Origin of the sequence: Bradyrhizobium sp. RD5-C2, assembly GCF_019972155.1 — a bacterium.
GTDB lineage: Bacteria > Pseudomonadota > Alphaproteobacteria > Rhizobiales > Xanthobacteraceae > Bradyrhizobium.
Window position 1 is genome coordinate 17359 of the sequence record NZ_BOVL01000004.1, and the last position, 21013, is coordinate 38371.

Genomic DNA, 21013 nt, shown 5'->3' on the forward strand with positions numbered 1-21013 from the left:
CCGATTTCGGGAGCTGATATGCCCATTCAAGTGCTCATGCCTGCGCTGTCGCCCACCATGGAGAAGGGCAACCTCGCCAAATGGCTGAAAAAAGAAGGCGAGACCATCAAGTCCGGTGACGTCATCGCCGAGATCGAGACCGACAAGGCGACGATGGAGGTCGAGGCGACCGACGAGGGCACGCTCGGCAAGATCCTGATTCCGGAAGGCACCGCCGATGTCGCGGTGAACACGCCGATCGCGACCATCCTGGCCGACGGCGAAAGCGCCGCCGATCTCGCCAAGGCGCCTGCCGCACCGGCGCCGCAGCCGAAGGCCGCGGAGGCTCCTGCTGCGGAAGCCAAGGGGGATGCAAAGGCGGAAGCGCCGCAGCCCGCGGCGAAGGCGCCGGCCGCGCCGGTCAGCGAAGCATTGCCCGACACGGAAATTCCGGCGGGCACCGAGATGGTCACCCAGACCATTCGCGAGGCGCTGCGCGATGCGATGGCCGAGGAGATGCGGCGCGACGGCGACGTCTTCATCATGGGCGAGGAGGTCGCGGAATATCAGGGCGCCTACAAGGTGACGCAGGGCCTGTTGCAGGAATTCGGCGCCCGGCGCGTGATCGACACGCCGATCACCGAGCACGGCTTCGCCGGCGTCGGCGTCGGCGCGGCGATGGCGGGCTTGAAGCCGATCGTCGAATTCATGACCTGGAATTTCGCGATGCAGGCGATCGACCAGATCATCAACTCCGCCGCCAAGACGCTGTATATGTCCGGCGGCCAGATGGGATGCTCGATCGTGTTCCGCGGCCCGAACGGTGCCGCCGCGCGCGTCGCCGCCCAGCACAGCCAGGACTACGCCGCCTGGTACTCGCAGATCCCGGGCCTCAAGGTGATCGCGCCGTACTCGGCCGCCGACTACAAGGGCCTGCTCAAGGCCGCGATCCGCGATCCCAATCCGGTCGTCTTCCTCGAGAACGAGATGCTGTACGGCCACACCGGCGAGGTGCCGAAGCTGCCCGATTTCGTGGTGCCGATCGGCAAGGCGCGGATTGCGCGCGCCGGCAAGGACGTCACCATCGTCTCCTGGGCGATGGGCATGTCCTACGCGCTGAAGGCGGCCGATGAACTCGCCAAGGAAGGCATCGAGGCCGAAGTGATCGATCTCCGCACCATCCGTCCGATGGACACCGAGACCATCATCAACTCGGTGAAGAAGACCGGCCGCGCGGTCACGGTGGAGGAGGGCTGGCAGCAGAGCGGCGTCGGCTCCGAGGTCGCCTCGCGCATCATGGAGCATGCCTTCGACTATCTCGATGCGCCGGTCGCGCGCGTCTCGGGCAAGGACGTGCCGATGCCCTATGCCGCGAACCTCGAAAAGCTCGCTCTGCCGTCCGTCGCCGAGGTGGTCGCGGCCGCCAAGGCCGTGTCGTACCGGTAACGCCGATGGCCGGTCCCAAGGAGCAGCCGCTGCCGCCTGATGTGATGGGCCGCGACGACGCCGTCGAGGTGCTGCGCGCCTTTGTCGTCGACGGCGGCCTGTCGATCGCGTTCCAGCGCGCCTTCGAGGAGCCGGACATGTGGGGGCTGATGCTCGTCGACATCGCCCGCCACGCTGCCCGCGCCTATTCGCGCGAGAGCGAGTTCACTGAAGACGAGGCGCTCGCGCGCATCGTCGAGATGTTCGAAGCCGAAATCGCCCGGCCGACCGACATGGGCCAAACCAAACCGCGGTCGCAACAAGGTCACTGACAATGCCGATCAATATTCTTATGCCCGCGCTGTCGCCGACGATGGAAAAGGGCAACCTCGCCAAGTGGCTCAAGAAAGAGGGCGACAAGGTCAAGTCCGGCGACGTGATCGCGGAGATCGAGACCGACAAGGCGACGATGGAAGTCGAAGCGGTCGACGAAGGCACGATCGCGAAGATCCTGGTGCCCGAAGGCACGCAGGACGTGCCGGTCAACGACGTCATCGCCGTGATGGCCGGTGACGGCGAGGATGTGAAGGCGGCAGCCAGCGCCGGAGCAGGCGCCGCACCGGCCGCCAAGCCTGCCGAGGCCCCGAAGCCTGCCGCCCAGGCCGCGCCTGCCGCGGCTCCCGCACCGGCGGCCGCGCCCGCGCCCAAGCCGGCTGCTGCTCCCGCAGCGGCGCCGCAGGCTGCTGCACCGGCCGTGCAGGCCAATGGCCACGCCCGCGTGTTCTCCTCACCGCTGGCGCGCCGTCTGGCGAAGGAAGCCGGCATCGATCTCGGACGCATCACCGGCACCGGTCCGCACGGCCGCGTCATCGCGCGCGACGTCGACGACGCCAAGTCCGGCAAGGGCCTGAAGGCGCCGGCGGCTGCGCCCGCTGCCGCGGGGCCGAGCATCGCGCCGTCGATGTCCGACAAGCAGATTCTCGCGCTGTTCGAGCCGGGCTCCTACGAGGTCGTGCCGCATGACGGCATGCGCCGCACCATCGCACAGCGTCTCACCGCCTCGGTGCAGAACGTTCCGCACTTCTACCTCACGATCGACTGCGACATCGGCAAGCTGCTCGCCGCGCGCGAGGAGATCAACGCGGCTGCGCCGAAGGACAAGGAGAAGAAGCCGCTCTACAAGATCTCGGTCAACGACTTCGTCATCAAGGCAATGGCGGTCGCGCTGCAGAAGATCCCGAACTGCAACGTCAGCTGGACCGAGGGCGGCATGCTCAAGCACAAGCATTCCGACGTCGGCGTCGCGGTGGCGATGCCGGGCGGCCTGATCACGCCGATCATCCGCAAGGCCGAGACCAAGACGCTCTCGACCATCTCCAACGAGATGAAGGATTTTGCCGCGCGCGCCCGCGCCCGCAAGCTGAAGCCGGAAGAATACCAGGGCGGCACCACCGCGGTGTCGAACCTCGGCATGTACGGCATCAACCACTTCACCGCCGTGATCAACCCGCCGCATGCCTCGATCCTCGCGGTCGGCACCTCGGAGGAACGCCCGGTGGTGCGCGGCGGCAAGATCGAGATCGCCAACATGATGAGCGTGACGTTGTCGTGCGATCACCGCGCGATCGACGGCGCGCTCGGCGCCGAGCTGATCGGCGCCTTCAAGCAGCTGATTGAAAACCCCGTGATGATGATGGTGTGACGGGCATCCGCCATGTACGCGATCTACGGTCCGTACGTCCTGCTCGCCGCCATCGCCGTCGCGTTGCTCGTCGCAGTCAACCGCGACCTGATTTCGACGATCCAGTTCAGGGTCATGCTGATCGGCGCCGCCGTGCTGGCGCTGGCGTGGACCGTGTTCCTCGGTGCGGTATGGCAGGAGTACAGATAGATGGCCGGCACGGCTCGCACGCGCTGGCCCTGGATCTCGCTGCTGCTGTCGGCCGCACTGGTGTTCAATCCGGTCGGGTTGGATTTTCTGCACTCCGCGTTCTTCGCCGGCGAACAGCTGGCGCGGAACATCGCCCAGCCCATCGTGCTGACGGCTCTGGCCATCATGGCTCTGGTGACCGGGCTCGAATGGCTGGTCAGGTCGTTGATCGCAAGAAGCCGCGGGCGCGGCGCCACACATTGAGTTGAACGGGAGCCGCCATGGCCGATACATCCTTTGACGTCATCATCATCGGCTCCGGCCCCGGCGGCTACGTGACCGCGATCCGCGCCGCGCAGCTCGGCTTCAAGACCGCGATCGTTGAGAAATCCTATCTCGGCGGCATCTGCCTGAACTGGGGCTGCATCCCGACTAAAGCGCTGCTGCGCTCCGCCGAGATCTACCACTACATGCAGCACGCCAAGGATTACGGGCTGTCGGCGGATAATGTCTCGTTCGATCCGAAGGCCGTGGTGCAGCGCTCGCGCGGGGTCTCGAAGCGCCTCAATGACGGCGTCGGCTTCCTGATGAAGAAGAACAAGGTCACGGTGATCTGGGGCGATGCCACGATCGACGCGCCCGGCAAGATCACGGTGAAGAAATCGGCGGTCGAGGCGCCGAAGGGCGCGAGCGGCGAGGGCACCTATCAGGCCAAGCACATCATCGTCGCAACCGGCGCGCGGCCGCGCGTGCTGCCCGGGCTCGAGCCCGACAAGAAGCTGATCTGGACCTACTTCGAGGCGATGGTGCCGGAGCGGATGCCGAAGTCGCTGCTGGTGGTCGGCTCGGGCGCGATCGGCATCGAGTTCGCCTCGTTCTTCCACACCATGGGCTCTGACGTCACCGTGGTCGAGGTGCTGCCGCAGATCCTGCCGGTCGAGGACGCCGAGATCGCGGGGCTGGCGCGGAAGCGGTTCGAGAAGATGGGCATCAAGATCATGTCCTCGACAAAGGTCACGAAGCTGGAGAAGAAGGCCGACAGCGTGGTCGCGACCATCGACGACGGCAAGGGCCAGCAGCAGACCAAGGAGTTCGAGCGCGTGATCTCGGCGGTCGGCGTGGTCGGCAACATCGAGAATCTCGGGCTGGAGAAGCTCGGCGTCAAAACCGACCGCGGCTGCATCGTGATCGACGGTCTCGGCAAGACCAACGTCCCCGGCATCTACGCGATCGGCGACGTCGCGGGACCGCCGATGCTCGCGCACAAGGCCGAGCATGAGGGCGTGATCTGCATCGAGGCGATCAAGGGCCTGCATCCGCATCCGATGGACAAGCTGCTGATCCCGGGCTGCACCTACTGCAACCCGCAGGTCGCCTCCGTCGGCCTCACCGAAGCCAAGGCCAAGGAAGGCGGCCGCGAGATCCGCGTCGGCCGTTTCCCGTTTGTCGGCAACGGCAAGGCGATTGCGCTCGGCGAGGACCAGGGTCTCGTCAAGGTGGTGTTCGACAAGAAGACCGGCCAGCTGCTCGGCGCGCACATGATCGGCGCCGAGGTCACCGAGCTGATCCAGGGCTATGTCGTGGCGATGAATCTGGAGACCACGGAAGAGGAACTGATGCACACCGTGTTCCCGCATCCGACCCTGTCTGAAATGATGAAGGAAGCCGTGCTCGACGCCTACGGGCGGGTGTTGAATATCTAACGTGTGAAACACGGAAGGCCGCGTACCCATAGCAGTCCCGTCATCCTGAGGTGCTCGCGCAGCGAGCCTCGAAGGGTGCTCGGCCGAGACCAAGCAGCAGGGCTCGTCGCCCTTCGAGGGCCGCTTAGAAGCGGCCACCTCAGGGCGACGGGTCTGATATGAGTGAACCCAAGAACAAGAAAGAGCACATCTCGTGAAAGACAACGACAACCTCACCATCGAACGTCCGACCTTCGTGACCCATCTCGAATGCGCGATGGAGGGCGATCATTATGCGGCCGATCAGGTGCACAACCTCTCGAAGGCCGGCAAGCCGCTGCTGGTGCGCTACGATCTCGCCGGGGTGAAGAAGGCGCTGACCAAGGACGCGCTGGCCGAGCGCCCCGCCGACCTGTGGCGCTACCGCGAGCTGCTGCCGGTGCGCAAGTGCAAGGACATCGTCAGCCTCGGCGAGGTCACGACGCCGCTGATCCGGCTGCCGAAGCTTTCCACACGGCTCGGCGGCGGCGAGATCATCGTCAAGGACGAGGGGCGGCTACCGACCGGCTCGTTCAAGGCGCGCGGCCTTGTGATGGCGGTGTCGATGGGCAAGGCGCTCGGCATCAAGCACATGGCGATGCCGACCAACGGCAATGCCGGCGCGGCGCTCGCGGCCTACGCGACTTCCTGCGGGATCAAGACCACGATCTTCTGCCCGGCGGATACGCCGGAGGTGAATGTCAGCGAGATCGAGCTGCAGGGCGCCACCGTCTATCGCGTCAACGGCTACATCGACGATTGCGGCAAGATCGTCGGCGAGGGCAAGGCCAAGGTCGGCTGGTTCGATACCTCGACCCTGAAGGAGCCGTACCGGATCGAGGGCAAGAAGACGATGGGCCTCGAGCTCGCCGAGCAGCTCGGCTGGGACGTGCCCGACGTGATCTTCTATCCGACCGGTGGCGGCACTGGCCTGATCGGCATGTGGAAAGCGTTCGACGAGCTCGAGAAGATCGGTTTCATCGGTTCGAAGCGCCCACGGATGGTCGCGGTGCAGGCCTCCGGCTGCGCGCCGATGGTGCGCGCCTATGAGGCCGGCACCGAGCATGCGGTGCGCTGGGAGGACGCTCACACCATCGCCTCCGGCATCCGCGTGCCGCAGGCGGTCGGCGACTTTCTCATCTTGCGCGCGGTGCGCGAGAGCAAGGGATTTGCGATCGCGGTCGATGACGACAAGATCACCGCCGCCCTCGACGAGGTCGCGCGCGAGGAGGGGCTGTTGCTGTGCCCCGAGGGGGCTGCGACCTATGCCGCCTACAAGCAGAGCCTTGCCGACGGCCGCGTCACCAAGGCCGACCGCGTGATGCTGTTCAATTGCGCCAGCGGCCTGAAATACCCTCTGCCGCCGGTGACCCGCGCGCTCGACAGGCACAAGCCGATCGATTTTTCGCAGTTCTGACGCTGCTACTGCGTCGTCATTGCGAGCGTAGCGAAGCAATCCATTGCACCACTTGCGCTGAAGCATGGATTACTTCGTCGCTTCGCTCCTCGCAATGACGGCCAGAAATCTTTGAAGAGGTGGGAATGATGCGTAGAGCAATTGTGACTGTGTTGGCGATGCTGGCACTTGCGGGTTTTGCGCGTGCGGAAACCTGGCCCGCGCACCCGATCACCATCGTCGTGCCGTTCGCCGCCGGCGGTCCGTCGGATGCGATGGCGCGCATCCTCGCCGAGCGCATGAAGCAGTCGCTCGGCGAGGTGGTTCTGATCGAGAACGTGACCGGAGCGGGCGGCTCGCTCGGCGTCGGCCGCGCGGTGCGCGCGGCGCCCGACGGCTACACCGTCTCGTTCGGCCATCTCGGCACCCATGTCGCGAACGGCGCGATCTACAAGCTCGGCTACGATCTCGTCGATGATCTCGAGCCGGTGGTGCTGCTGCCGAGCAATCCGATGATCATCGTCAGCAAGAACGCCGTGCCGGCGAAGTCGCTGAAGGAGCTGTTGGAGTGGCTGAAGACGCGGCCGGCGCCGCCGACCGCGGGCACTGCGGGTGCCGGCAGCGGCAGCCACATCGCCGGGCTGTATTTCGAGAACGTCTCCGGCATCAAGCTGCAATACGTGCCGTATCGCGGCACCGGGCCGGCGCTGAACGACCTCGTCGCCGGCCAGATCGATATCATCGTCGACCAGACGTCGAACTCGATCAACCAGGTCCGCGCCGGCAACATCCGCGCCTATGCGGTCACCGATTCCAAGCGGGTCGCGAACGCGGCTGAGGTCCCGACGGTCGATGAGGCCGGCCTGCCGGGCTTCCACATGACGCTGTGGTCCGGCCTGTGGGTGCCGAAGGGCACGCCGAAGGAGATCGTGGACAAGCTCAACGTCGCGGCGATCCAGGCGATGAACGATCCTGCCGTGAAGAAGCAGCTCGACAATCTCGGCTTGCAGATGCCGCCAAAGGACCAGCTCAAGCCGGACGCACTCGGCGCCTGGCAGAAGGCGGAGATCGCAAAATGGTGGCCGATGATCAAGGCCGCCAACGTGAAGGTGGAGTGAGGGCGGGTCCCTCCACGTCGCCCCGGCGAAGGCCGGGACGACGCAGCATTATTGCGACGGCATTGTCTGCGCCGGCGCCGCGTTGCTCTCCTGGGTCACGACGCGCTCGCCGCTCTTTGCCGCCAACGCCGTACCTGCGTCCTCGAACCGCGCCTGATAGACCGCGAAATTCTCCATCACGCGCTGGACGTAGTTGCGCGTCTCCGAGATCGGAATCCGCTCCACCCAGTCGACCGGATCGACCTTGGGATCACGCGGGTCGCCATAGGCCTTGATCCAGTCGCGGACGCGGCCGCGGCCGGCGTTGTAGCCGGCAAAGGTCATGATGTGGCAGCCGCGATATTCCGCCAGCAGCGCGCTCAGTTCGGCGGCGCCCATCTGGGTGTTGTAGACCGGATCGGAAACCATCCGGCTCCAGTCATAGCCGACGCCGAAGCGCTTGGCGGTGTCGCGTCCGGCCTCGGGCGTCACCTGCATCAGGCCGACAGCGTTGGCCGCCGACTTGTCGCGCTGATCGAACGCGCTTTCGGTGCGCGCGATCGAGTAGGTCATGCTGCGCCCGATATCCGGAGCGATCGGGGTGTGCTTGGGAATGCCGATGACCGGGAAGGCGTAATGGTCGAAGGCAAAGCCCCGCGCCAGCGCGATCTTGCCGATCTGCAGCATGGCGCGGGCATCGTTATGGCGGCCGGTGAGTTCGCCGAGCGCCTCGAGCATCCCGACATCTGCGCTTTCCTCGGCAAGGTCGGCGGCGAAATAAAGCACGATATCGGGCTCGCCGATCGCGTAGAGCATGTCGGCGGCACGCACGCGCTCGTCGGCCGCCATGCTGCCGGCGCTGGCCGCCGGCGAGGGCGCGCGCAGCTCGATGCCGTCACGGCCGAGCCTGGCGAGCGCGAGCTGGCCATAATAGGCGGTCGGGTAGCGCGCCGCGGCCTGGTAGTCGGCCCGCATCGCCACGCTGTTGCCCAGCGCCTCGGCGGCGCGGCCGCGCCAATAGGCGGCGCGCGCCAGCACGGTCGGGTTGGTCTGGCCTTCGTCGATCCGTGCGAAATGCGCCGCCGCGGTCCTGGCATCGTCGAGATAGCGCAGCGCGATCCAGCCGCGCATAAAGTGCATGTCGGAGCGGTAATACGGATTGTCCGGCGCCGCCGCGGCGCGGATGACGTCATAGGCCGCCTGGTACTCGCCCTGGTCGAGCAGCTTGCGTGCGAGGACGCGGCGCTCGCGCCACCACTGGTCGGTGTCCTGCTGCGCCATCGTCTCGGGCGCCGCCGCAATCGTCACGCGTGCCGCATCGTCGATCCGGTTCTTCGCGAGCAGCCACTGGATGCGGCACAGCGTGTAGCCAAGGTCGCTACGGGCGTCCGCCGGCACGTCGTTGAGCGTGTCCTCCGCCTTGCTGGATTGCCCGCGGACCGCGCCGCAAGCCTTCACGATCGCCAGCTCGTCGCTGCCGAGGTGCTGTGCCGCGCGCCGCGCGCCGGCGAGATCCTTGGCGCCGATCCGCTTGTCCATGCGCGCGCGGTGGTCGTCGCGCGTCAGCAGGTCCTTGAACGCGTCGTAGGCGTCGCTCTCGGTTCGGTCCAGCAGTTCTTCCGAGCGCCAGGCCTCGCGCACCAGCCGCGTGGCGCCGTCGCGATCGCCTTCGGCGAGCAGCGTGCGTGCGAGCGCGAACTTGCCCTTGGCGCTGATCGGCTGGTCGAGCGTGAAAGCGTGCACTGTGGCCGGATCGCTGCGCTCCTGCCAGATCCGCGCTTCAGCCCGTTTGCGCAACAGCGTGACGCTTGGCCAGTCCGGGTTGGCCGTGACGAACGCCGCATAGCGGCTGAACGGCGCATTCGACTCGGAGTGGCGCAGCAGATACCACTCGACGAGCTTGCGCCCGACGGGATCGGAGATCTTTGCCTGGAGATCGGTGGCGTCGTTGGTCTTGCCCCGGCGCGCCGCGGTGATCGCGTCCCTGACCGCGGCGAGATCGCCCGACAGCTGCGGCCCGGCCGGCTTCTCAGGCTCGGACGCCTTCGAGGTCTCAGCCGATTTGGACGGAGCGGATTTGGCCTTCGCGGATTTGTGTTTGTCGGCGCCGTGCCTGGCGTGCCGGCGCTTGCCGGAGGCGTTTTCGCGCGCAGCCTTCGTGCCGGCCTTGATGCCGGCCTTGGCGCCATGCGCCTTCTTGTCCCCGTGGCCGCTCTTGGCCTGGTGCTGGTGATGTGGTTTTGCGGCTGCCTGAACGGGAAGCAGCGCAAGCGCGGCGGCGGTGGCGAAACACGCCAGCGGACGTAGGCACCGGTTCATTCCCTGGTCCCCCCTGAGAAACCACGAGGCACAAACAGAACGCGTCATACGGCAGCACAATCGCCGCAGATTATCACTACCCTCGATTCTCGAGTGTTAATGCCGGCGCAACTCAACAGGGAAAACACGACAAAATAAGGCATAATGCGTGTGGAACCCACGGGAACCCAGCATTTGGCGGGCATTTGTGGGAGCTGAGGGTCCAGTTTGACCGGTTCCAGCGGCGATATATCCTCGTTGAAACGTGCGGCAGCGGGGCACTCTGATGTCAGATCAACTCAAAACCATCCTGGATGGCGGCCGCTATTTCGAGGGCCCGCGCTGGCGTCGCGGGCGGCTCTGGTTCGTCGACTGCATGGCGCGGACGCTGCTCAGCATCAGCCCGTCAGGCGACCGTCAGGAGCATGCGGTGGTGACCGACGACACGCCGTGCGGTCTCGGCGTGCTGCCTGATGGCGACATCGTCGTGCTGACGATGTTCAAAAAACGGCTGCTGCGGTTCTCCGGCGGAGCGCTGTCGCTGTATGCCGATCTCTCCGGGATTGCGACCGGCACGATCGACGACATGATCGTCGACGGGCAGGGGCGGGCCTATGTCGGCGATCTCGGCTTCAATCTGCCGCCGCCGGAGGGCCGCGGCGCCGTCGGCCGCATCATCCTGGTGACGCCCGACGGCGGCGCCCGCGTCGTCGCCGACGGCTTGCGCTTTCCCAACGGCATTGCCGTCTCCTCCGATCATCGCCGGCTCGTCGTCGCGGAGATGGATGGTGCCGGTCTCGCCGATTACCACATCGCGCCGGACGGCGGCTTGAGCCTTCGCGGGCGGTTCGGTCGCGTCAATGAACCCGACGGCATCTGCCTCGATGGCGACGGCGCAGTCTGGGTCGCGTCGTTCACCGAAGACGCGTTTGTCCGGATCGATCGCGATGGTGTGGAGCGTGCGCGCATCGCGGTCCCCGGCCGCCGCGCGCTCGCCTGTACACTCGGCGGCGCGGACCGCAGGACGCTGTTCTGCCTGAGCGCGGAGACGTCCTACGAGGAGCTGCGGAAGGGCAAATCGGTATCGCGGATCGATGTGGTCGAGGTCGAGACACCGGGTGACGGCTATCCCTGACGGCGCCAGTTGCGTTGTGTCGTCTGGGTTCCAGCGCCAGCGACGGCATCCTGGGACTTGAGTTTTGTTCTTGTTTCGTTCATAATGCAGGGGCTCCCGGAGAATGCCGCCATGGACGCCGAGCGCGACCGCGAAATCATCAGGCTATGGAATGAGCTCCGCCGTCTGCAGCGCGAGGGACGTCCGACGGCGCTGCTGGTTCGCCGGATCGAGCAGGCCCTGGCGGCACGGGAGCAGGAGGCGGCCTGAAGCTCCTGTTGACGCGATAGTTCAGGCAACCGCTCTAGCGCCCGCCGTCCGGCCCCATCACCAGATTGGGCAGCCCGGTCGAGATCTCCGGGAAGAAGCACAGCATCAGCACGGCGAACATCATCAGCAGCACGAACGGCAGCGTGCCCCAGATCACCTCGCTCAGCGGGATGTCGGGTGCGACGTTGCGGATGACGAAGATGTTGAGGCCGACCGGCGGGTGGATCAGGCCCATCTCCATCACGATGGTCATGACGACGCCGAACCAGATGATGTCGAACTCGGCGGCACGCAGCGGCGGCAGGATGATCGGCGCGGTCATCAGGATGATCGAGACCGGCGGCAGGAAGAAGCCGAGCACGATCACCATCACGAGGATCGCAAACAACAGCTCCCAGCGCGGCAGATGCATCGCGACGATCGCCTCCGCTGCCGACTGCGAGATGTGCAAATAGCTCATCACATAGGAATAGAGCAGCGACATGCCGATGATCAGCATCAGCATCGTGGATTCACGGATGGTCGATTTCAGGATCGGCGACAGGTCGCTCGGTTTCCACACGCTGTAGATCACGGCAATCAGGCCGAGCGCCAGCAGGCCGCCGAGGCCGGCGGTTTCCGACGGCGTGGCGTAGCCGCCATAGAGCGCGATCATCACGCCGGTCAAGAGCAGCACGAACGGGATCACGCGCGGCAGCGCGCTGAAGCGTTCGGCCATGGTGAACTCGTCGCGCTGCAGGATCGCCGCATCCTTGCCGGTCGCGTCATAGGCGGCCTTGGCCATGGCGTATTCCTTGCGGAAGCGGAACACGGCGTAGACGCCGAACAGCGACACCAGCAGCAGTCCGGGGCCGATGCCGGCGAGAAACAGCCGTCCGAGCGATTTTTCGGCCGCAACGGCGAACAGGATCATCGTGATCGAGGGCGGCAGCAGGATGCCGAGCGTGCCGCCGGCGGCGATGATCCCCGCTGCAAAGCCGCCGGAATAGCCGCGCTTGCGCATCTCGGGGATGCCGGCCGAGCCGATCGCCGAGCAGGTCGCGGGCGAGGAGCCGGCCATCGCCGCGAACAGAGCGCAGGCGAACACGTTGGCAACGCCGAGGCCGCCGGGCACGCGGTGCAGCCAGGCGTGCAGCGCCGAGTAGAGGTCCTGGCCGGCGCGCGATTTGCCGATCGCCGCACCCTTCAGAATGAACAGCGGGATCGACAGCAGCGTGATCGAGGCCATCTCCTCGTAGACGTTCTGGGTCACCGTATCGAGCGAGGCCGCCGGCATGTAGATCGCCATGAACACGACGGCGACCGCACCGAGCGCGAATGCGATCGGCATGCCGGAGAACATCGCGAAAAGGGTGGCAAGCCCATAGGAGATGCCAATACCAAACACGGTCATCGGCGCGCGCCACCGGTCAGCGGAATGAGGATTTGCAGGAGCAGCTGCACGCAGAGCAGCGTCATGCCGAGCGCCATCAGCCCGTAGGGGATCGCGAGCGGTGGCGACCACATCGAGTTGGACACCTGGCCGTCGACATAGGCCTCGTGCGCCAGGGTCCAGGACTTCCAGGCGAAGAAGGTGCAGAACGCGAAGCTCGCGACATCGACCAGCCACAGCCTGATGCTGTTGGCGCGCGCCGAGAGCAGGCCGACGAACGCCTCGATGCTGACGTGACCGCGCTGGCTCTGCACATAGGCCGAGGACATGAAGGTGGCGCCGACCAGCAGGAACACGGCGGCCTCGTCCTGCCAGTAGTTCGGGCTGTGGAACACGGCGCGGCCGAGCACGCTGTAGCTCAGGATCACGCAGGCCGCGATCAAGGCAAGTGCGGCGAACGCCACGATGATATTGTTGCAGACGGACAGCGCACGCGCGAGCATCGCCACGGCGGTATTGCCCGCGGCTATGCTTGCGCTTTCACCTTGATCCGGGACCGGACCATGGATCATGCGGCGACGTCGCTTGCGAGTTTCAGCAAATTGGCGGCCGTCGCTGTCTTGGCGCCGTAGTCCTTCCAGGCGGTATCGCGCGCGATGTCGCGCCACTTGCCGACAATAGCGGCATCGAGCGCGCTGACCTTGGCGCCGGCCTTCTCATAGACCTTGGTGACCTCGACGTCGTCGTCCTGCGCACCCTTGCGGCCGAAGGCCTCGAGCTCGGCGCCGACGGCAAGGATGATGTCCTGCTGGTTCTTCGGCAGCTTGTCGAAGATCGCCTTCGACATCATCAGCGGCTCCAGCATGAACCAGTAGGACGCGCCGGCGCCCGAGGTCAGCGACTTCGCGACTTCCTCGAGGCGGAACGAGATCAGGCTGGTGGAGGAGGTGATGCCGGCATCGCAGGCGCCGGTCTGCATCGCGGCGTAGATCTCGTTGGAGGGCACCGACAGCACGGCGGCGCCGGCGGTCTGCAACACCATGTCCATCTCGCGCGAGCCGCCGCGCACCTTGAGGCCCTTGGCGTCTTCGGGCGCCACGATCGCCTTGGAGCGGCTCGCGACGCCGCCGGCCTGCCAGACCCAGGAGATCAGCAGAATGCCCTTGTCGGCGAGGAAGTCGCTCAGCGCCTTGCCGACAGGCTCCTTCTTCCAGCGCAGGCCCTGGTCGTAGGTCGTGACAAGGCCCGGCATCAGGCCGATATTGGTCTCCGGCAACTCGCCGCCGGCGTAGGGCATCGGATAGAGGCTGAGATCGAGCGCGCCCTTGCGCATCGCCGAGAACTGCGCGTTGGTCTTGATCAGCGAGGAGTTCGGATAGATCTCGGCGGTGAGGTCGCCGCCCGAGCGCTTGGCGACCTCGGCCGCGAACATCCGGCACAGCCTGTCGCGGAAGTCGCCCTTGTCGATGGTGCCGCCGGGGAACTGATGCGAGATCTTCAGCGTGGTCGCGGCATGCGCGGTCCCGACACCCATCCGCAGGACGGCGGGCGCGGCGAGGGCGGAAGCGAGGACGTGGCGGCGTGTGAGCATGGTTCTTTCCCTGAAGAGCTTCTTGGGTGGCTGTTAGGCCGGCGCGGAGCTTTAGTTTAGCCGGTCTTCGCGTGAAACTTCTCTAGTCTGATAGTTCGAGGCGCCCTGATAGTGCGGGCCGACACGAGGTCGCAACTCTTGTCATTCAAGTCTTGCCGTTCAAGTCTTGCCGTTGCTGCGGCGCACACTGCGCTGACGCAGCGTCGTCGTTCGGGCCTCGCGTGATGAGCGACGGGCGTACGCGGCGGCATGCTTCAAGAAATCGTTATTGAAGGTAACAACCGGCGGCGCAAGTGCGTCGAGGAGAGAGCGGCAAGTCGTCGCGCTCACATTTGACCACACAAGGGATCACTCATCATGACCACCAAGACCCGCCTCGGCCTTTCCGCCGCGCTGCTCTCCTTCAGCCTTGCGCTGGCACCCGCCGCCTTCGCTCAGGACAAGATGGGCAAGGACGACGCGATGAAGAAGGAAGGCACGATGTCCAAGGATGCCATAAAGAAGGACGATGGCATGATGAAGAAGGACGACGCCATGAAGAAGGACGGCGGCGCGATGATGAAGAAAGACGACGGCATGAAGAAGAACTGACCGCCGCCACCGCTCATCCTTCACAGGCCCGCCGTCGTGGCGGGCCTGATTGCGCCTCAGCGCTTCTTCTTGCCGCGCTCCTTGCGCGCCGCGTAGCGCGCGTCGCGCTTGGCCTTTTGCTCGGCCTCGAGCGCAGCCAGTCTTTCGGTTTCCTCTTCCTTCTCCCGCGCGATCCGGGCGGCCTCGGCTGCGGCGGCCTCTTCCTCGCGGCGCTTCCGCTCGGCCCTCTCGATCTCACGGGATTCCCTGGCCTTGGCGCGGCGTTCGGCGATCGCCGCGCGCTCCTCGGCCCGTGCCTTCACGGTCGGATCGTCAGCGCCCGGCTGGGTACGAAACTTGTTGAGGAGGTTTTGCCGCGCCTGCAGGGCCGCTTTCTGGCGGTCGGCAAAACCCGGTTCCTTGAAGCCACTCATAGAGGAAGCCTGCTGCTTTCTGTTCGTTGATGGATGGGGTTCGGTTCGGCGTTCAATAAGTGAATGGCGGCGAAAAGGCCAGTGGCGAACGGGGGGCTGTGGAGCAAAGGAGATATGAGCGGAGAGCAAGCGGCCGACGGCAGTGGTTGCGCCCGGCTGGCGGCCGGCGTGGTGAGTGGTTGGTCACCGAACCTGCCGACACGCCTAGCCGCGCTGAAACTGCTCGCGCCAGCCGTTGCCCGAGAGCTTTGTGCCCAGGACCTTGGCGACCGTCTCGGCGGTCATCGCGCTGCGGTCCGAGGCGCGCTGGGCTTCCAGCCTGTCGCGCGCCTTTTCGGTGATCAGGAGGCTGATCAGCCGCAGTCTGCTGGTCTCGTCGACAGCCTCCGAGAGCAGCTGCCTGTAACGCTGATAATCGTAATTCGCTTCGTGTTCGCTCACCGGCACGCCCCGCACACGCGCTCCACTTCAGCGAGCAGTTTTTCGCGAGTCGCGCGAGCCCGCAACGGAATTGCATCGCCGATCGCTGCCGGCGCGCATTTCGTTGTGCGACTGTTGCAGAATTGATCGCACGCAACCGTGCAAAAGGTCATGATGCGGGCGATGGCAACAGGGAACCGAAGCGGCCATGAGCGAATCCGAAGACGGAGGCAATCGCCGCGGGGCGCTGATCGGACTGCTGGTCGCGGTGGTCATGCTCGCGGTCGGTCTCTGGCTTGCGCATGACCTCACGGCGGCGAGCAAGATGCAGGACTGCCTGATGTCGGGCAGGACCAACTGTAATGTGATCGAGCCGGCGCGCTGACCCTGCCTTGCGGCAGTGCAATATAGCTCCCACATCAAGCCCAAAGATTCGGGCTGAACTGTTTGGTCCCGGTTGTGATTCCGGTCACACGCGGACAGGCGGGCTGCCTCGACCCCCAGAGATCGGCGGGAACCTAGGCCATGATGTCCAAGCTGTGGTCCGGAACGGGCGCGGCACTGGCTGCCGCAGCCGCGGCGGGTGCCGTTTTGGTAGCGTATCTATCCCTGACGCTGGCGTCGCCAGAGCCGGTGTCCAGCGCCGCACTCGGGCCGGCGTGGCAGTGCAGCCGGGTGGCTTTCGTGCTGACCACCTGCACGCGGGCCGGCGAGGATGAGCAAGAGGCCAAGGCTGAGCGCGAGGTCAAGACCGAGGGCGAGGTCAAGGCGATCCCGGTGCGGGCCAAGGACGATTGTCCGCCGGAACCCTAGATTTCTGGTTTCTGAGGTATCGTCTTCAGGCTGACGGCGGCCCACTTCGCGCGAGAGCGCTCCGGCCGGGCTTCGCCCGCGGCCGCATTTCAAATTATTTCTTGGTGGCGCCGCGCGGCTTGATGGAGAGGCCAAGGCGCATCGCCATCTTCTTGATTCGCTCCGGCGAACGGCCGGTCGCCTTCACGACCTCCTCCAGCGACTTGGAGGAGCGCGCCAATTCCATCAGTCGTCGGTCCTCCTTGAACGACCACCGCGGCTTTCGGGCCATCTTGTTGGTATCCTTGTGCACTGCTGGGCAACAAAGCCGCCAGGCGGGGACGCCTGACGGCCTTGCCGGTGTGGGCCCGGACCTTGGGGAAATGTCCGGTGGATAAGCAATACTGCTTCCAGGTAAGGTCGCAATTGAAACCGGAATTTAACCTAACCTATCAAGGTTACTTGCAGGGTTTACATCGATAGAGCGTGGCAGGAGGCCTTATGCGCAAGGTCGCCATTTTGAGTGCCGCAGCATTTTTACTGTCCGGTTGCTGGTCCGACCCCGAGGTCACGGGATCGACCAACAGCTGCGCGGCCAATCTTTATAGCCAGTACAATCCCAAGGTCATGGATCAGTGCGTCAACGCCTGCATCAAGTGTGACCACGGCAACGTCACGACCTGCACGACCTCGTGCACGCTGAAGGGCGCGCGGTAATCGATCGCGCATTCACTGACGCGAACCGGGCTAAGCGGCCGTACGCTCGCTCGCGTGGATCGCGTAGCCTCGCGATATTGCCGCGCCTTGCGCGGCGTGATGAACGCCGTTATCGCGTCTGGTCAGCGGCGCCATCGCAGCGCCGGAAACCCAGAGCGTGGAACAGAGCGCGATGAGCGGGCCTTCCTATGTCGCGGTCGATTGGGGCACCAGCAGCTTCCGGCTCTGGCTGATGAGCGCCGGCGGCGAGGTGTTCGGCGAACGGCGCAGTGACGAGGGCATGACGGTGGCCGCGAGGGCCGGCTTCGCGTCCGTGCTGCAATCGCATCTCGACGCGCTGGGCGCGGCGGCCAATCTACCAGTCGTGATCTGCGGCATGGCGGGGGCGCGGCAGGCCTGGGTCGAGGCCGGCTATGTCGACACGCCGGCGCATCTCTCCGAGATACTCAAGGGTGCCGTCGTGGTCAGCGGGCAGCCGCGTGATATCCGCATCCTGCCCGGGATTGCGCAGCGCGATGCCGCGGCCCCGGACGTGATGCGTGGCGAGGAAACCCAGTTGCTCGGCGCGCTCGGTCTGGATGCGTCGGGTGAGGCCCTCGTTTGCATGCCGGGAACCCATTCCAAATGGGTGCGCCTGCGCGGTGGAACGGTCGCGCGCTTTGCGACCTTCATGACCGGCGAGTTGTTCAGCGTGGTTGCGCGCGACACCATCCTGTCGCACGCCGTCGCCGGCGCGGACGAGGCAGTTGATGCCGATGCGTTTCGCTTGGCCGTCGCCGACGCGTTCGCCGCGCCGGCGCTATCCGCCAATTTGCTGTTTCGGGTGCGATCCCGGCAGTTGTTGTTCGGCGGCAGCGCGCAGGCGGGCCGTGAGACGATCTCCGGCACGTTGATCGGTGCCGAGCTGGCGGCCGGTCTTGCGGAGCGGGAGCGAGCAACGCCGGTGACGCTGATCGCATCGGGCCGCCTGCAACGGCTCTATCAGATCGCGCTCGAAAGCCTTTCGATTCAGCTCCACGTAATGGATGCGGAGGAGGCGGTTCGCCGCGGCCTCGCCGGTGCCGCGGCGGCGATCTGGAACCATTGAGGGATCAACGCATGAGCATTCCGTTTCCGCCGATGAAGCGTCCGCTGGTCGCGATCCTGCGCGGTGTCAAGCCGGATGAGGCTTTGGGCATTGTGAGCGCGCTGCTCGAGGCCGGCATGACCGCGATCGAGATTCCGCTGAACTCTCCCGAGCCTTTCCGTTCGATCGAGATCGCGGCGAAGCGGGCGCCGGCCGACGTCCTGATCGGCGCCGGCACGGTGCTGACCGCAGCAGATGTGGATCGTCTCCATGGCGTCGGCGGGCGCCTGATGGTGTCGCCGAACGTCGATGTCGACGTGCTGGCGCGCGCCCGGCACCACGCGATGATCACGATGCCCGGCGTGTTCTCGCCGACGGAAGCGCTGCTCGCCGCACGCGCGGGCGCCTCGAGCCTGAAATTCTTTCCGGCAAGCGTGCTCGGCGCGTCCGGCATTTCGGCGATCCGCGCCGTGCTGCCGCCGGATGTGATGCTCGCCGCCGTCGGCGGCGTCTCGGATCAGAATTTCGTGGAGTATGTGAAGGCGGGCATTCGCGCCTTCGGTCTCGGCAGCAGCCTCTACAAGCCGGGCATGTCGGCCGCGGACGTTGCGGTCAGGGCGAAAGTCACGATCGAGGCGTATGACAGCGCCGTGCAGGGCGCGAGCTAGGCCGGGTCCGAATTCCCGACCGCGGTCTATTCGTCCCGCTTGCCGCCATCGATCACCCTGAACAGCGGCGCTGCCTCGCGGGGGTTTTCAAGCAGCTCTTCGACCATGGCGATCGCGGCCGCAACGTATTTTCCGGTCGCGGCGTCCAGCGGCCGTTCGGCTTCGTCTGCCAGCGCGAGCTTGGCGCCCTCGAGCAGTTTGCGGGTGCGGACCGCGGACTCGTCGCCGGAGGTAAGGGCGGCGCGAGCGATCGATCGCAGCACGAACAGCTCGCCCTCCAGCCGCAGCAGGCGGTCGTTCAGCTTGCTCAGCACAGTATTCAGGTTCCGCATGTCGTCCTCTCCGGCCGTTGGACCCGTCTTCCATACACGGTCATTCCTGACGAAATTCTTGTACCGGCCACACACCATCTGGTTCGTTGCACCGCGTCGTCGCTCTCCTCATGGTCGCGGCGGCCCGGGCAGGCGCTGTCTTCCGGCGGAGCGATTTGTGGATCACGGCGAATAGCCCTAGTAGAGTGGCGTATGGGTCGGGCGCCATGCACCCATCCGCTTCATTCAAGGAACGACGAAGGAACGCATATGAGGATTGCCGTCGAAACGATCGTTGTCGCGCCGATCGCAGATGTCTGGCGCGCCTACACCACGCCCGAGGACATCAAGCAGTGGAATGCAGCGTCCGACGATTGGCACACCACTGCTGCGGCGGTGGACCTGCGCGCCGGCGGCGCGTTCTCGTCGCGGATGGAAGCCAAGGACGGCAGCATGGGGTTCGATTTCGCCGGCACCTATACCAAGGTCGAGGCGCCCCGCCTGCTCGAATATTCGTTCGGCGACCGCACCGCGCAGGTTGCGTTCGCTCCTGAGGCGGACGGCGTCAAGGTGGAGGTCTCCTTCGACGGCGAGGACACCCATTCGGTCGAGCAGCAGCGCGGCGGCTGGCAGGCGATCCTGGATAATTTCAAGCGCTACGTCGAGGCAAAGCGGCGGTCCTGATCCGGCCATCGGAGGCGACGTGATCGATGCAGCAAGGGTCTGGCAGCTTGGCGCTGCCAGCGAGATCGAGGGACGGACCACCGGATCCGAGACCTCGGTGATCGTCGTCGACATGCCGCCCGGGCCGGGACCGGCCTTGCACCGCCATCCCTATGCCGAAACCTTCATCGTGCTCGAGGGGCGCGCACGTTTCACGATCGAGGGCAGGGAGGTCGAGGCTTCCGCCGGCTCGGTCGTGGTGGCGCCGGCGCATGCGGCCCACACCTTCATCAATCCCGGGCCGGGCCGCCTCCTGCAGGTCGACATCCATGCCTCCGACCACTTCGTCACCGAATGGTTGGTACCGGAGGCGGAGCGCCCGCGGGGCCAGGTTGCAGCTCCGCACGAGCAGAAGGCGTGATGCTGAAACGACCGCGCGCGACGATGCCGGCGGGGATCCGTCGCGAGCTCGACGCGAGCGGCCTGATGCAGGCGTTCAAGGAGCGCCCGCCGTATCAACGCAACGACTATCTGCACTGGATCGAACGCAGCGTGCGGGCTGCCACCAGGCGCAAGCGGATCGACCAGATGCTGGAAGAATTGAAGGCCGGCGGGGTCTATATGGGAATGGCGCACCGGCCGAGCAAACGGGCGAGGTGATCGTTCTCTCGGCGCGGTCGCAATGGTCGTCAGGAGCAAATGCGATGCGTTGTGTCTTGGCACTTGGCCTGTTGGTCATCCTGTGCGTGTCTGCGAACGCCGCAACACGGCGTCACTCCCACGCACGCCAACCCGCAACTGTTCGTGCGCCCGCGGATGCGCCGCCGTCTGGGCGCTTCGCCGTTCCCGGCTGGAGTGACGAATCGACGCGGCAATGGCTCGACCGCGCGTCGGAAAATGCCGGCCGAGGCGGATAGTGCGGCAACTCCCCGGAGCCAAGCTCAATCGGCGCCGTCGTCCTCGGTTCCCCGAGCGTTCGATGCCGAGCGCCCGCTGTATTGCCGGGGCACGCCCGCGGCCCTTCTCGCGCTCACGCCCTCGCTCTCACGCAGTTCCTTCCGTGCGCGCCGCGCGGTTCGCATCGCTCGCTTGATGTTTGAATCATGCGAGTCTTCGTCGAAGAAGAGGACGATCTCGCAGCTCGGGCACTGGCGCGAGTAACCGTTCTGCAGCCGCTTGGCGCGATCACGAAAGACGTTCTTGCAGCGTGTGCAACGGATCTGGACGGAGTCTTCCATA

Annotated in this window: 27 protein-coding genes and 1 pseudogene; 19 read left to right on the forward strand and 9 right to left on the reverse strand. The window is 65.7% G+C overall.

The annotated features are described in order from the left end of the window. The first annotated feature begins 18 nt into the window (after positions 1-18). The 8 genes from BraRD5C2_RS01450 to BraRD5C2_RS01485 all read left to right on the forward strand — a co-directional run bounded on the left by BraRD5C2_RS01450 (position 19) and on the right by BraRD5C2_RS01485 (position 7509). The gene (locus BraRD5C2_RS01450) at positions 19-1425 is read left to right on the forward strand and encodes a pyruvate dehydrogenase complex E1 component subunit beta (RefSeq protein WP_223966346.1); all 1407 of its coding nucleotides are present in this window, start codon (positions 19-21) and stop codon (positions 1423-1425) included. A gap of 5 nt (positions 1426-1430) precedes the next feature. Continuing rightward, entirely contained in the window at positions 1431-1736 is a 306-nt protein-coding gene (locus BraRD5C2_RS01455) for a DUF5076 domain-containing protein (protein ID WP_097676349.1), read from the forward strand. A 2-nt stretch (positions 1737-1738) separates the two neighbouring features. After that, positions 1739-3106, forward strand: a complete 1368-nt coding sequence (locus BraRD5C2_RS01460; RefSeq protein WP_223966348.1) for a pyruvate dehydrogenase complex dihydrolipoamide acetyltransferase — start codon at positions 1739-1741, stop codon at positions 3104-3106. 12 nt (positions 3107-3118) lie between these two features. Continuing rightward, positions 3119-3295: a hypothetical protein gene (locus BraRD5C2_RS01465; RefSeq protein ID WP_223966350.1), complete on the forward strand. Its 177-nt coding sequence runs from the start codon at positions 3119-3121 to the stop codon at positions 3293-3295. Continuing rightward, positions 3296-3538 carry a hypothetical protein gene (locus BraRD5C2_RS01470; protein ID WP_223966351.1) on the forward strand — a complete coding sequence of 81 codons (243 nt, stop codon included), beginning with the start codon at positions 3296-3298 and terminating at the stop codon, positions 3536-3538. It abuts the gene before it with no gap. A gap of 17 nt (positions 3539-3555) precedes the next feature. After that, the gene (lpdA, locus tag BraRD5C2_RS01475) at positions 3556-4977 is read left to right on the forward strand and encodes a dihydrolipoyl dehydrogenase (RefSeq protein WP_223966352.1); all 1422 of its coding nucleotides are present in this window, start codon (positions 3556-3558) and stop codon (positions 4975-4977) included. 193 nt (positions 4978-5170) lie between these two features. Next, positions 5171-6412 (forward strand): threonine synthase, encoded by a 1242-nt coding sequence (locus tag BraRD5C2_RS01480; protein ID WP_223966353.1) that lies wholly within the window; start codon positions 5171-5173, stop codon positions 6410-6412. 128 nt (positions 6413-6540) lie between these two features. Continuing rightward, positions 6541-7509, forward strand: coding sequence for a tripartite tricarboxylate transporter substrate binding protein BugD (locus tag BraRD5C2_RS01485; protein ID WP_223966354.1), 969 nt, complete (start codon positions 6541-6543; stop codon positions 7507-7509). Positions 7510-7557: 48 nt separating this feature from the next. Here BraRD5C2_RS01485 and BraRD5C2_RS01490 read toward each other — a convergent pair whose 3' ends face one another. Further along, positions 7558-9807: a lytic transglycosylase domain-containing protein gene (locus BraRD5C2_RS01490; RefSeq protein ID WP_223966355.1), complete on the reverse strand. Its 2250-nt coding sequence runs from the start codon at positions 9805-9807 to the stop codon at positions 7558-7560. A gap of 265 nt (positions 9808-10072) precedes the next feature. Here BraRD5C2_RS01490 and BraRD5C2_RS01495 point away from each other — a divergent pair, with 265 nt between their 5' ends. Together BraRD5C2_RS01495 and BraRD5C2_RS01500 are read left to right on the forward strand one after the other, a co-directional pair. Next, on the forward strand, positions 10073-10921 hold the full coding sequence (locus tag BraRD5C2_RS01495; RefSeq protein WP_223966356.1) for an SMP-30/gluconolactonase/LRE family protein: 849 nt from the start codon (positions 10073-10075) through the stop codon (positions 10919-10921). A gap of 111 nt (positions 10922-11032) precedes the next feature. Beyond that, positions 11033-11170 carry a hypothetical protein gene (locus tag BraRD5C2_RS01500; protein ID WP_158231348.1) on the forward strand — a complete coding sequence of 46 codons (138 nt, stop codon included), beginning with the start codon at positions 11033-11035 and terminating at the stop codon, positions 11168-11170. Positions 11171-11204: 34 nt separating this feature from the next. Here the strand turns inward: BraRD5C2_RS01500 and BraRD5C2_RS01505 are convergent, their stop codons facing one another. Genes BraRD5C2_RS01505 through BraRD5C2_RS01515 form a run of 3 tightly spaced genes read right to left on the reverse strand, consistent with a single transcriptional unit; the run spans position 11205 to position 14133 of the window. Beyond that, positions 11205-12563, reverse strand: coding sequence for a TRAP transporter large permease (locus BraRD5C2_RS01505; RefSeq protein ID WP_223966358.1), 1359 nt, complete (start codon positions 12561-12563; stop codon positions 11205-11207). Next, positions 12560-13114, reverse strand: a complete 555-nt coding sequence (locus BraRD5C2_RS01510) for a TRAP transporter small permease (RefSeq protein ID WP_223966360.1) — start codon at positions 13112-13114, stop codon at positions 12560-12562. The genes BraRD5C2_RS01505 and BraRD5C2_RS01510 overlap by 4 nt, the downstream gene beginning before the upstream one ends. After that, complete coding sequence (locus BraRD5C2_RS01515; RefSeq protein WP_223966362.1) at positions 13111-14133, reverse strand: TRAP transporter substrate-binding protein; 1023 nt, start codon at positions 14131-14133, stop codon at positions 13111-13113. The genes BraRD5C2_RS01510 and BraRD5C2_RS01515 overlap by 4 nt, the downstream gene beginning before the upstream one ends. Before the next feature lie 357 nt (positions 14134-14490). Between BraRD5C2_RS01515 and BraRD5C2_RS01520 the strand changes: the two genes are divergently transcribed. Then, complete coding sequence (locus tag BraRD5C2_RS01520) at positions 14491-14724, forward strand: pentapeptide MXKDX repeat protein (protein ID WP_223966364.1); 234 nt, start codon at positions 14491-14493, stop codon at positions 14722-14724. A gap of 56 nt (positions 14725-14780) precedes the next feature. On the opposite strand, the gene BraRD5C2_RS01525 is transcribed toward BraRD5C2_RS01520, so the two are convergent. Beyond that, positions 14781-15137 carry a DUF6481 family protein gene (locus BraRD5C2_RS01525; RefSeq protein WP_223966365.1) on the reverse strand — a complete coding sequence of 119 codons (357 nt, stop codon included), beginning with the start codon at positions 15135-15137 and terminating at the stop codon, positions 14781-14783. A 204-nt stretch (positions 15138-15341) separates the two neighbouring features. Then, positions 15342-15578 carry a hypothetical protein gene (locus BraRD5C2_RS01530; protein WP_223966366.1) on the reverse strand — a complete coding sequence of 79 codons (237 nt, stop codon included), beginning with the start codon at positions 15576-15578 and terminating at the stop codon, positions 15342-15344. 122 nt (positions 15579-15700) lie between these two features. On the opposite strand from BraRD5C2_RS01530, the pseudogene BraRD5C2_RS01535 reads away from it, so the two are divergent. Together BraRD5C2_RS01535 and BraRD5C2_RS01540 are read left to right on the forward strand one after the other, a co-directional pair. Beyond that, a pseudogene (locus tag BraRD5C2_RS01535) lies at positions 15701-15942 on the forward strand (hypothetical protein). Between the two features lie 140 nt (positions 15943-16082). Then, the gene (locus BraRD5C2_RS01540; protein WP_223966367.1) at positions 16083-16370 is read left to right on the forward strand and encodes a hypothetical protein; all 288 of its coding nucleotides are present in this window, start codon (positions 16083-16085) and stop codon (positions 16368-16370) included. 94 nt (positions 16371-16464) lie between these two features. On the opposite strand, the gene BraRD5C2_RS01545 is transcribed toward BraRD5C2_RS01540, so the two are convergent. Beyond that, positions 16465-16641 carry a hypothetical protein gene (locus BraRD5C2_RS01545; protein WP_171947593.1) on the reverse strand — a complete coding sequence of 59 codons (177 nt, stop codon included), beginning with the start codon at positions 16639-16641 and terminating at the stop codon, positions 16465-16467. Between the two features lie 209 nt (positions 16642-16850). Between BraRD5C2_RS01545 and BraRD5C2_RS01550 the strand changes: the two genes are divergently transcribed. From BraRD5C2_RS01550 to BraRD5C2_RS01560, 3 genes are all read left to right on the forward strand, one after another. After that, a complete protein-coding gene (locus tag BraRD5C2_RS01550; RefSeq protein WP_050402491.1) occupies positions 16851-17066 on the forward strand; it encodes a hypothetical protein in 216 nt (71 codons plus the stop codon). Positions 17067-17238: 172 nt separating this feature from the next. Next, entirely contained in the window at positions 17239-18153 is a 915-nt protein-coding gene (locus BraRD5C2_RS01555; RefSeq protein WP_223966368.1) for a 2-dehydro-3-deoxygalactonokinase, read from the forward strand. Positions 18154-18164: 11 nt separating this feature from the next. Continuing rightward, positions 18165-18800: a 2-dehydro-3-deoxy-6-phosphogalactonate aldolase gene (locus BraRD5C2_RS01560; protein WP_223966369.1), complete on the forward strand. Its 636-nt coding sequence runs from the start codon at positions 18165-18167 to the stop codon at positions 18798-18800. Positions 18801-18826: 26 nt separating this feature from the next. On the opposite strand, the gene BraRD5C2_RS01565 is transcribed toward BraRD5C2_RS01560, so the two are convergent. Further along, on the reverse strand, positions 18827-19132 hold the full coding sequence (locus BraRD5C2_RS01565) for a hypothetical protein (protein ID WP_223966370.1): 306 nt from the start codon (positions 19130-19132) through the stop codon (positions 18827-18829). Between the two features lie 249 nt (positions 19133-19381). On the opposite strand from BraRD5C2_RS01565, the gene BraRD5C2_RS01570 reads away from it, so the two are divergent. Genes BraRD5C2_RS01570 through BraRD5C2_RS01580 form a run of 3 tightly spaced genes read left to right on the forward strand, consistent with a single transcriptional unit; the run spans position 19382 to position 20434 of the window. After that, positions 19382-19795, forward strand: coding sequence for an SRPBCC family protein (locus tag BraRD5C2_RS01570; RefSeq protein ID WP_223966372.1), 414 nt, complete (start codon positions 19382-19384; stop codon positions 19793-19795). A gap of 19 nt (positions 19796-19814) precedes the next feature. Further along, complete coding sequence (locus tag BraRD5C2_RS01575) at positions 19815-20195, forward strand: cupin domain-containing protein (protein ID WP_223966374.1); 381 nt, start codon at positions 19815-19817, stop codon at positions 20193-20195. Continuing rightward, complete coding sequence (locus tag BraRD5C2_RS01580; RefSeq protein ID WP_308444383.1) at positions 20195-20434, forward strand: YdeI/OmpD-associated family protein; 240 nt, start codon at positions 20195-20197, stop codon at positions 20432-20434. The genes BraRD5C2_RS01575 and BraRD5C2_RS01580 overlap by 1 nt, the downstream gene beginning before the upstream one ends. Before the next feature lie 281 nt (positions 20435-20715). Here the strand turns inward: BraRD5C2_RS01580 and BraRD5C2_RS01585 are convergent, their stop codons facing one another. Beyond that, the gene (locus BraRD5C2_RS01585) at positions 20716-21012 is read right to left on the reverse strand and encodes a Zn-ribbon domain-containing protein (RefSeq protein WP_223966378.1); all 297 of its coding nucleotides are present in this window, start codon (positions 21010-21012) and stop codon (positions 20716-20718) included. Between the last annotated feature and the right edge of the window lies 1 nt (position 21013).

What these genes read in the sequence shown, in the direction of transcription:
- BraRD5C2_RS01450 (WP_223966346.1), top strand. Translation starts at nt 19, where the DNA reads ATGCCCATTCAAGTGCTCATGCCTGCGCTGTCGCCCACCATGGAGAAG.
- BraRD5C2_RS01455 (WP_097676349.1), top strand. Translation starts at nt 1,431, where the DNA reads ATGGCCGGTCCCAAGGAGCAGCCGCTGCCGCCTGATGTGATGGGCCGC.
- BraRD5C2_RS01460 (WP_223966348.1), top strand. Translation starts at nt 1,739, where the DNA reads ATGCCGATCAATATTCTTATGCCCGCGCTGTCGCCGACGATGGAAAAG.
- BraRD5C2_RS01465 (WP_223966350.1), top strand. Translation starts at nt 3,119, where the DNA reads ATGTACGCGATCTACGGTCCGTACGTCCTGCTCGCCGCCATCGCCGTC.
- BraRD5C2_RS01470 (WP_223966351.1), top strand. Translation starts at nt 3,296, where the DNA reads ATGGCCGGCACGGCTCGCACGCGCTGGCCCTGGATCTCGCTGCTGCTG.
- lpdA (WP_223966352.1), top strand. Translation starts at nt 3,556, where the DNA reads ATGGCCGATACATCCTTTGACGTCATCATCATCGGCTCCGGCCCCGGC.
- BraRD5C2_RS01485 (WP_223966354.1), top strand. Translation starts at nt 6,541, where the DNA reads ATGCGTAGAGCAATTGTGACTGTGTTGGCGATGCTGGCACTTGCGGGT.
- BraRD5C2_RS01490 (WP_223966355.1), bottom strand. Translation starts at nt 9,807, where the DNA reads ATGAACCGGTGCCTACGTCCGCTGGCGTGTTTCGCCACCGCCGCCGCG.
- BraRD5C2_RS01495 (WP_223966356.1), top strand. Translation starts at nt 10,073, where the DNA reads ATGTCAGATCAACTCAAAACCATCCTGGATGGCGGCCGCTATTTCGAG.
- BraRD5C2_RS01500 (WP_158231348.1), top strand. Translation starts at nt 11,033, where the DNA reads ATGGACGCCGAGCGCGACCGCGAAATCATCAGGCTATGGAATGAGCTC.
- BraRD5C2_RS01505 (WP_223966358.1), bottom strand. Translation starts at nt 12,563, where the DNA reads ATGACCGTGTTTGGTATTGGCATCTCCTATGGGCTTGCCACCCTTTTC.
- BraRD5C2_RS01510 (WP_223966360.1), bottom strand. Translation starts at nt 13,114, where the DNA reads ATGATCCATGGTCCGGTCCCGGATCAAGGTGAAAGCGCAAGCATAGCC.
- BraRD5C2_RS01515 (WP_223966362.1), bottom strand. Translation starts at nt 14,133, where the DNA reads ATGCTCACACGCCGCCACGTCCTCGCTTCCGCCCTCGCCGCGCCCGCC.
- BraRD5C2_RS01520 (WP_223966364.1), top strand. Translation starts at nt 14,491, where the DNA reads ATGACCACCAAGACCCGCCTCGGCCTTTCCGCCGCGCTGCTCTCCTTC.
- BraRD5C2_RS01525 (WP_223966365.1), bottom strand. Translation starts at nt 15,137, where the DNA reads ATGAGTGGCTTCAAGGAACCGGGTTTTGCCGACCGCCAGAAAGCGGCC.
- BraRD5C2_RS01540 (WP_223966367.1), top strand. Translation starts at nt 16,083, where the DNA reads ATGATGTCCAAGCTGTGGTCCGGAACGGGCGCGGCACTGGCTGCCGCA.
- BraRD5C2_RS01545 (WP_171947593.1), bottom strand. Translation starts at nt 16,641, where the DNA reads ATGGCCCGAAAGCCGCGGTGGTCGTTCAAGGAGGACCGACGACTGATG.
- BraRD5C2_RS01550 (WP_050402491.1), top strand. Translation starts at nt 16,851, where the DNA reads ATGCGCAAGGTCGCCATTTTGAGTGCCGCAGCATTTTTACTGTCCGGT.
- BraRD5C2_RS01555 (WP_223966368.1), top strand. Translation starts at nt 17,239, where the DNA reads ATGAGCGGGCCTTCCTATGTCGCGGTCGATTGGGGCACCAGCAGCTTC.
- BraRD5C2_RS01560 (WP_223966369.1), top strand. Translation starts at nt 18,165, where the DNA reads ATGAGCATTCCGTTTCCGCCGATGAAGCGTCCGCTGGTCGCGATCCTG.
- BraRD5C2_RS01565 (WP_223966370.1), bottom strand. Translation starts at nt 19,132, where the DNA reads ATGCGGAACCTGAATACTGTGCTGAGCAAGCTGAACGACCGCCTGCTG.
- BraRD5C2_RS01570 (WP_223966372.1), top strand. Translation starts at nt 19,382, where the DNA reads ATGAGGATTGCCGTCGAAACGATCGTTGTCGCGCCGATCGCAGATGTC.
- BraRD5C2_RS01580 (WP_308444383.1), top strand. Translation starts at nt 20,195, where the DNA reads ATGCTGAAACGACCGCGCGCGACGATGCCGGCGGGGATCCGTCGCGAG.
- BraRD5C2_RS01585 (WP_223966378.1), bottom strand. Translation starts at nt 21,012, where the DNA reads ATGGAAGACTCCGTCCAGATCCGTTGCACACGCTGCAAGAACGTCTTT.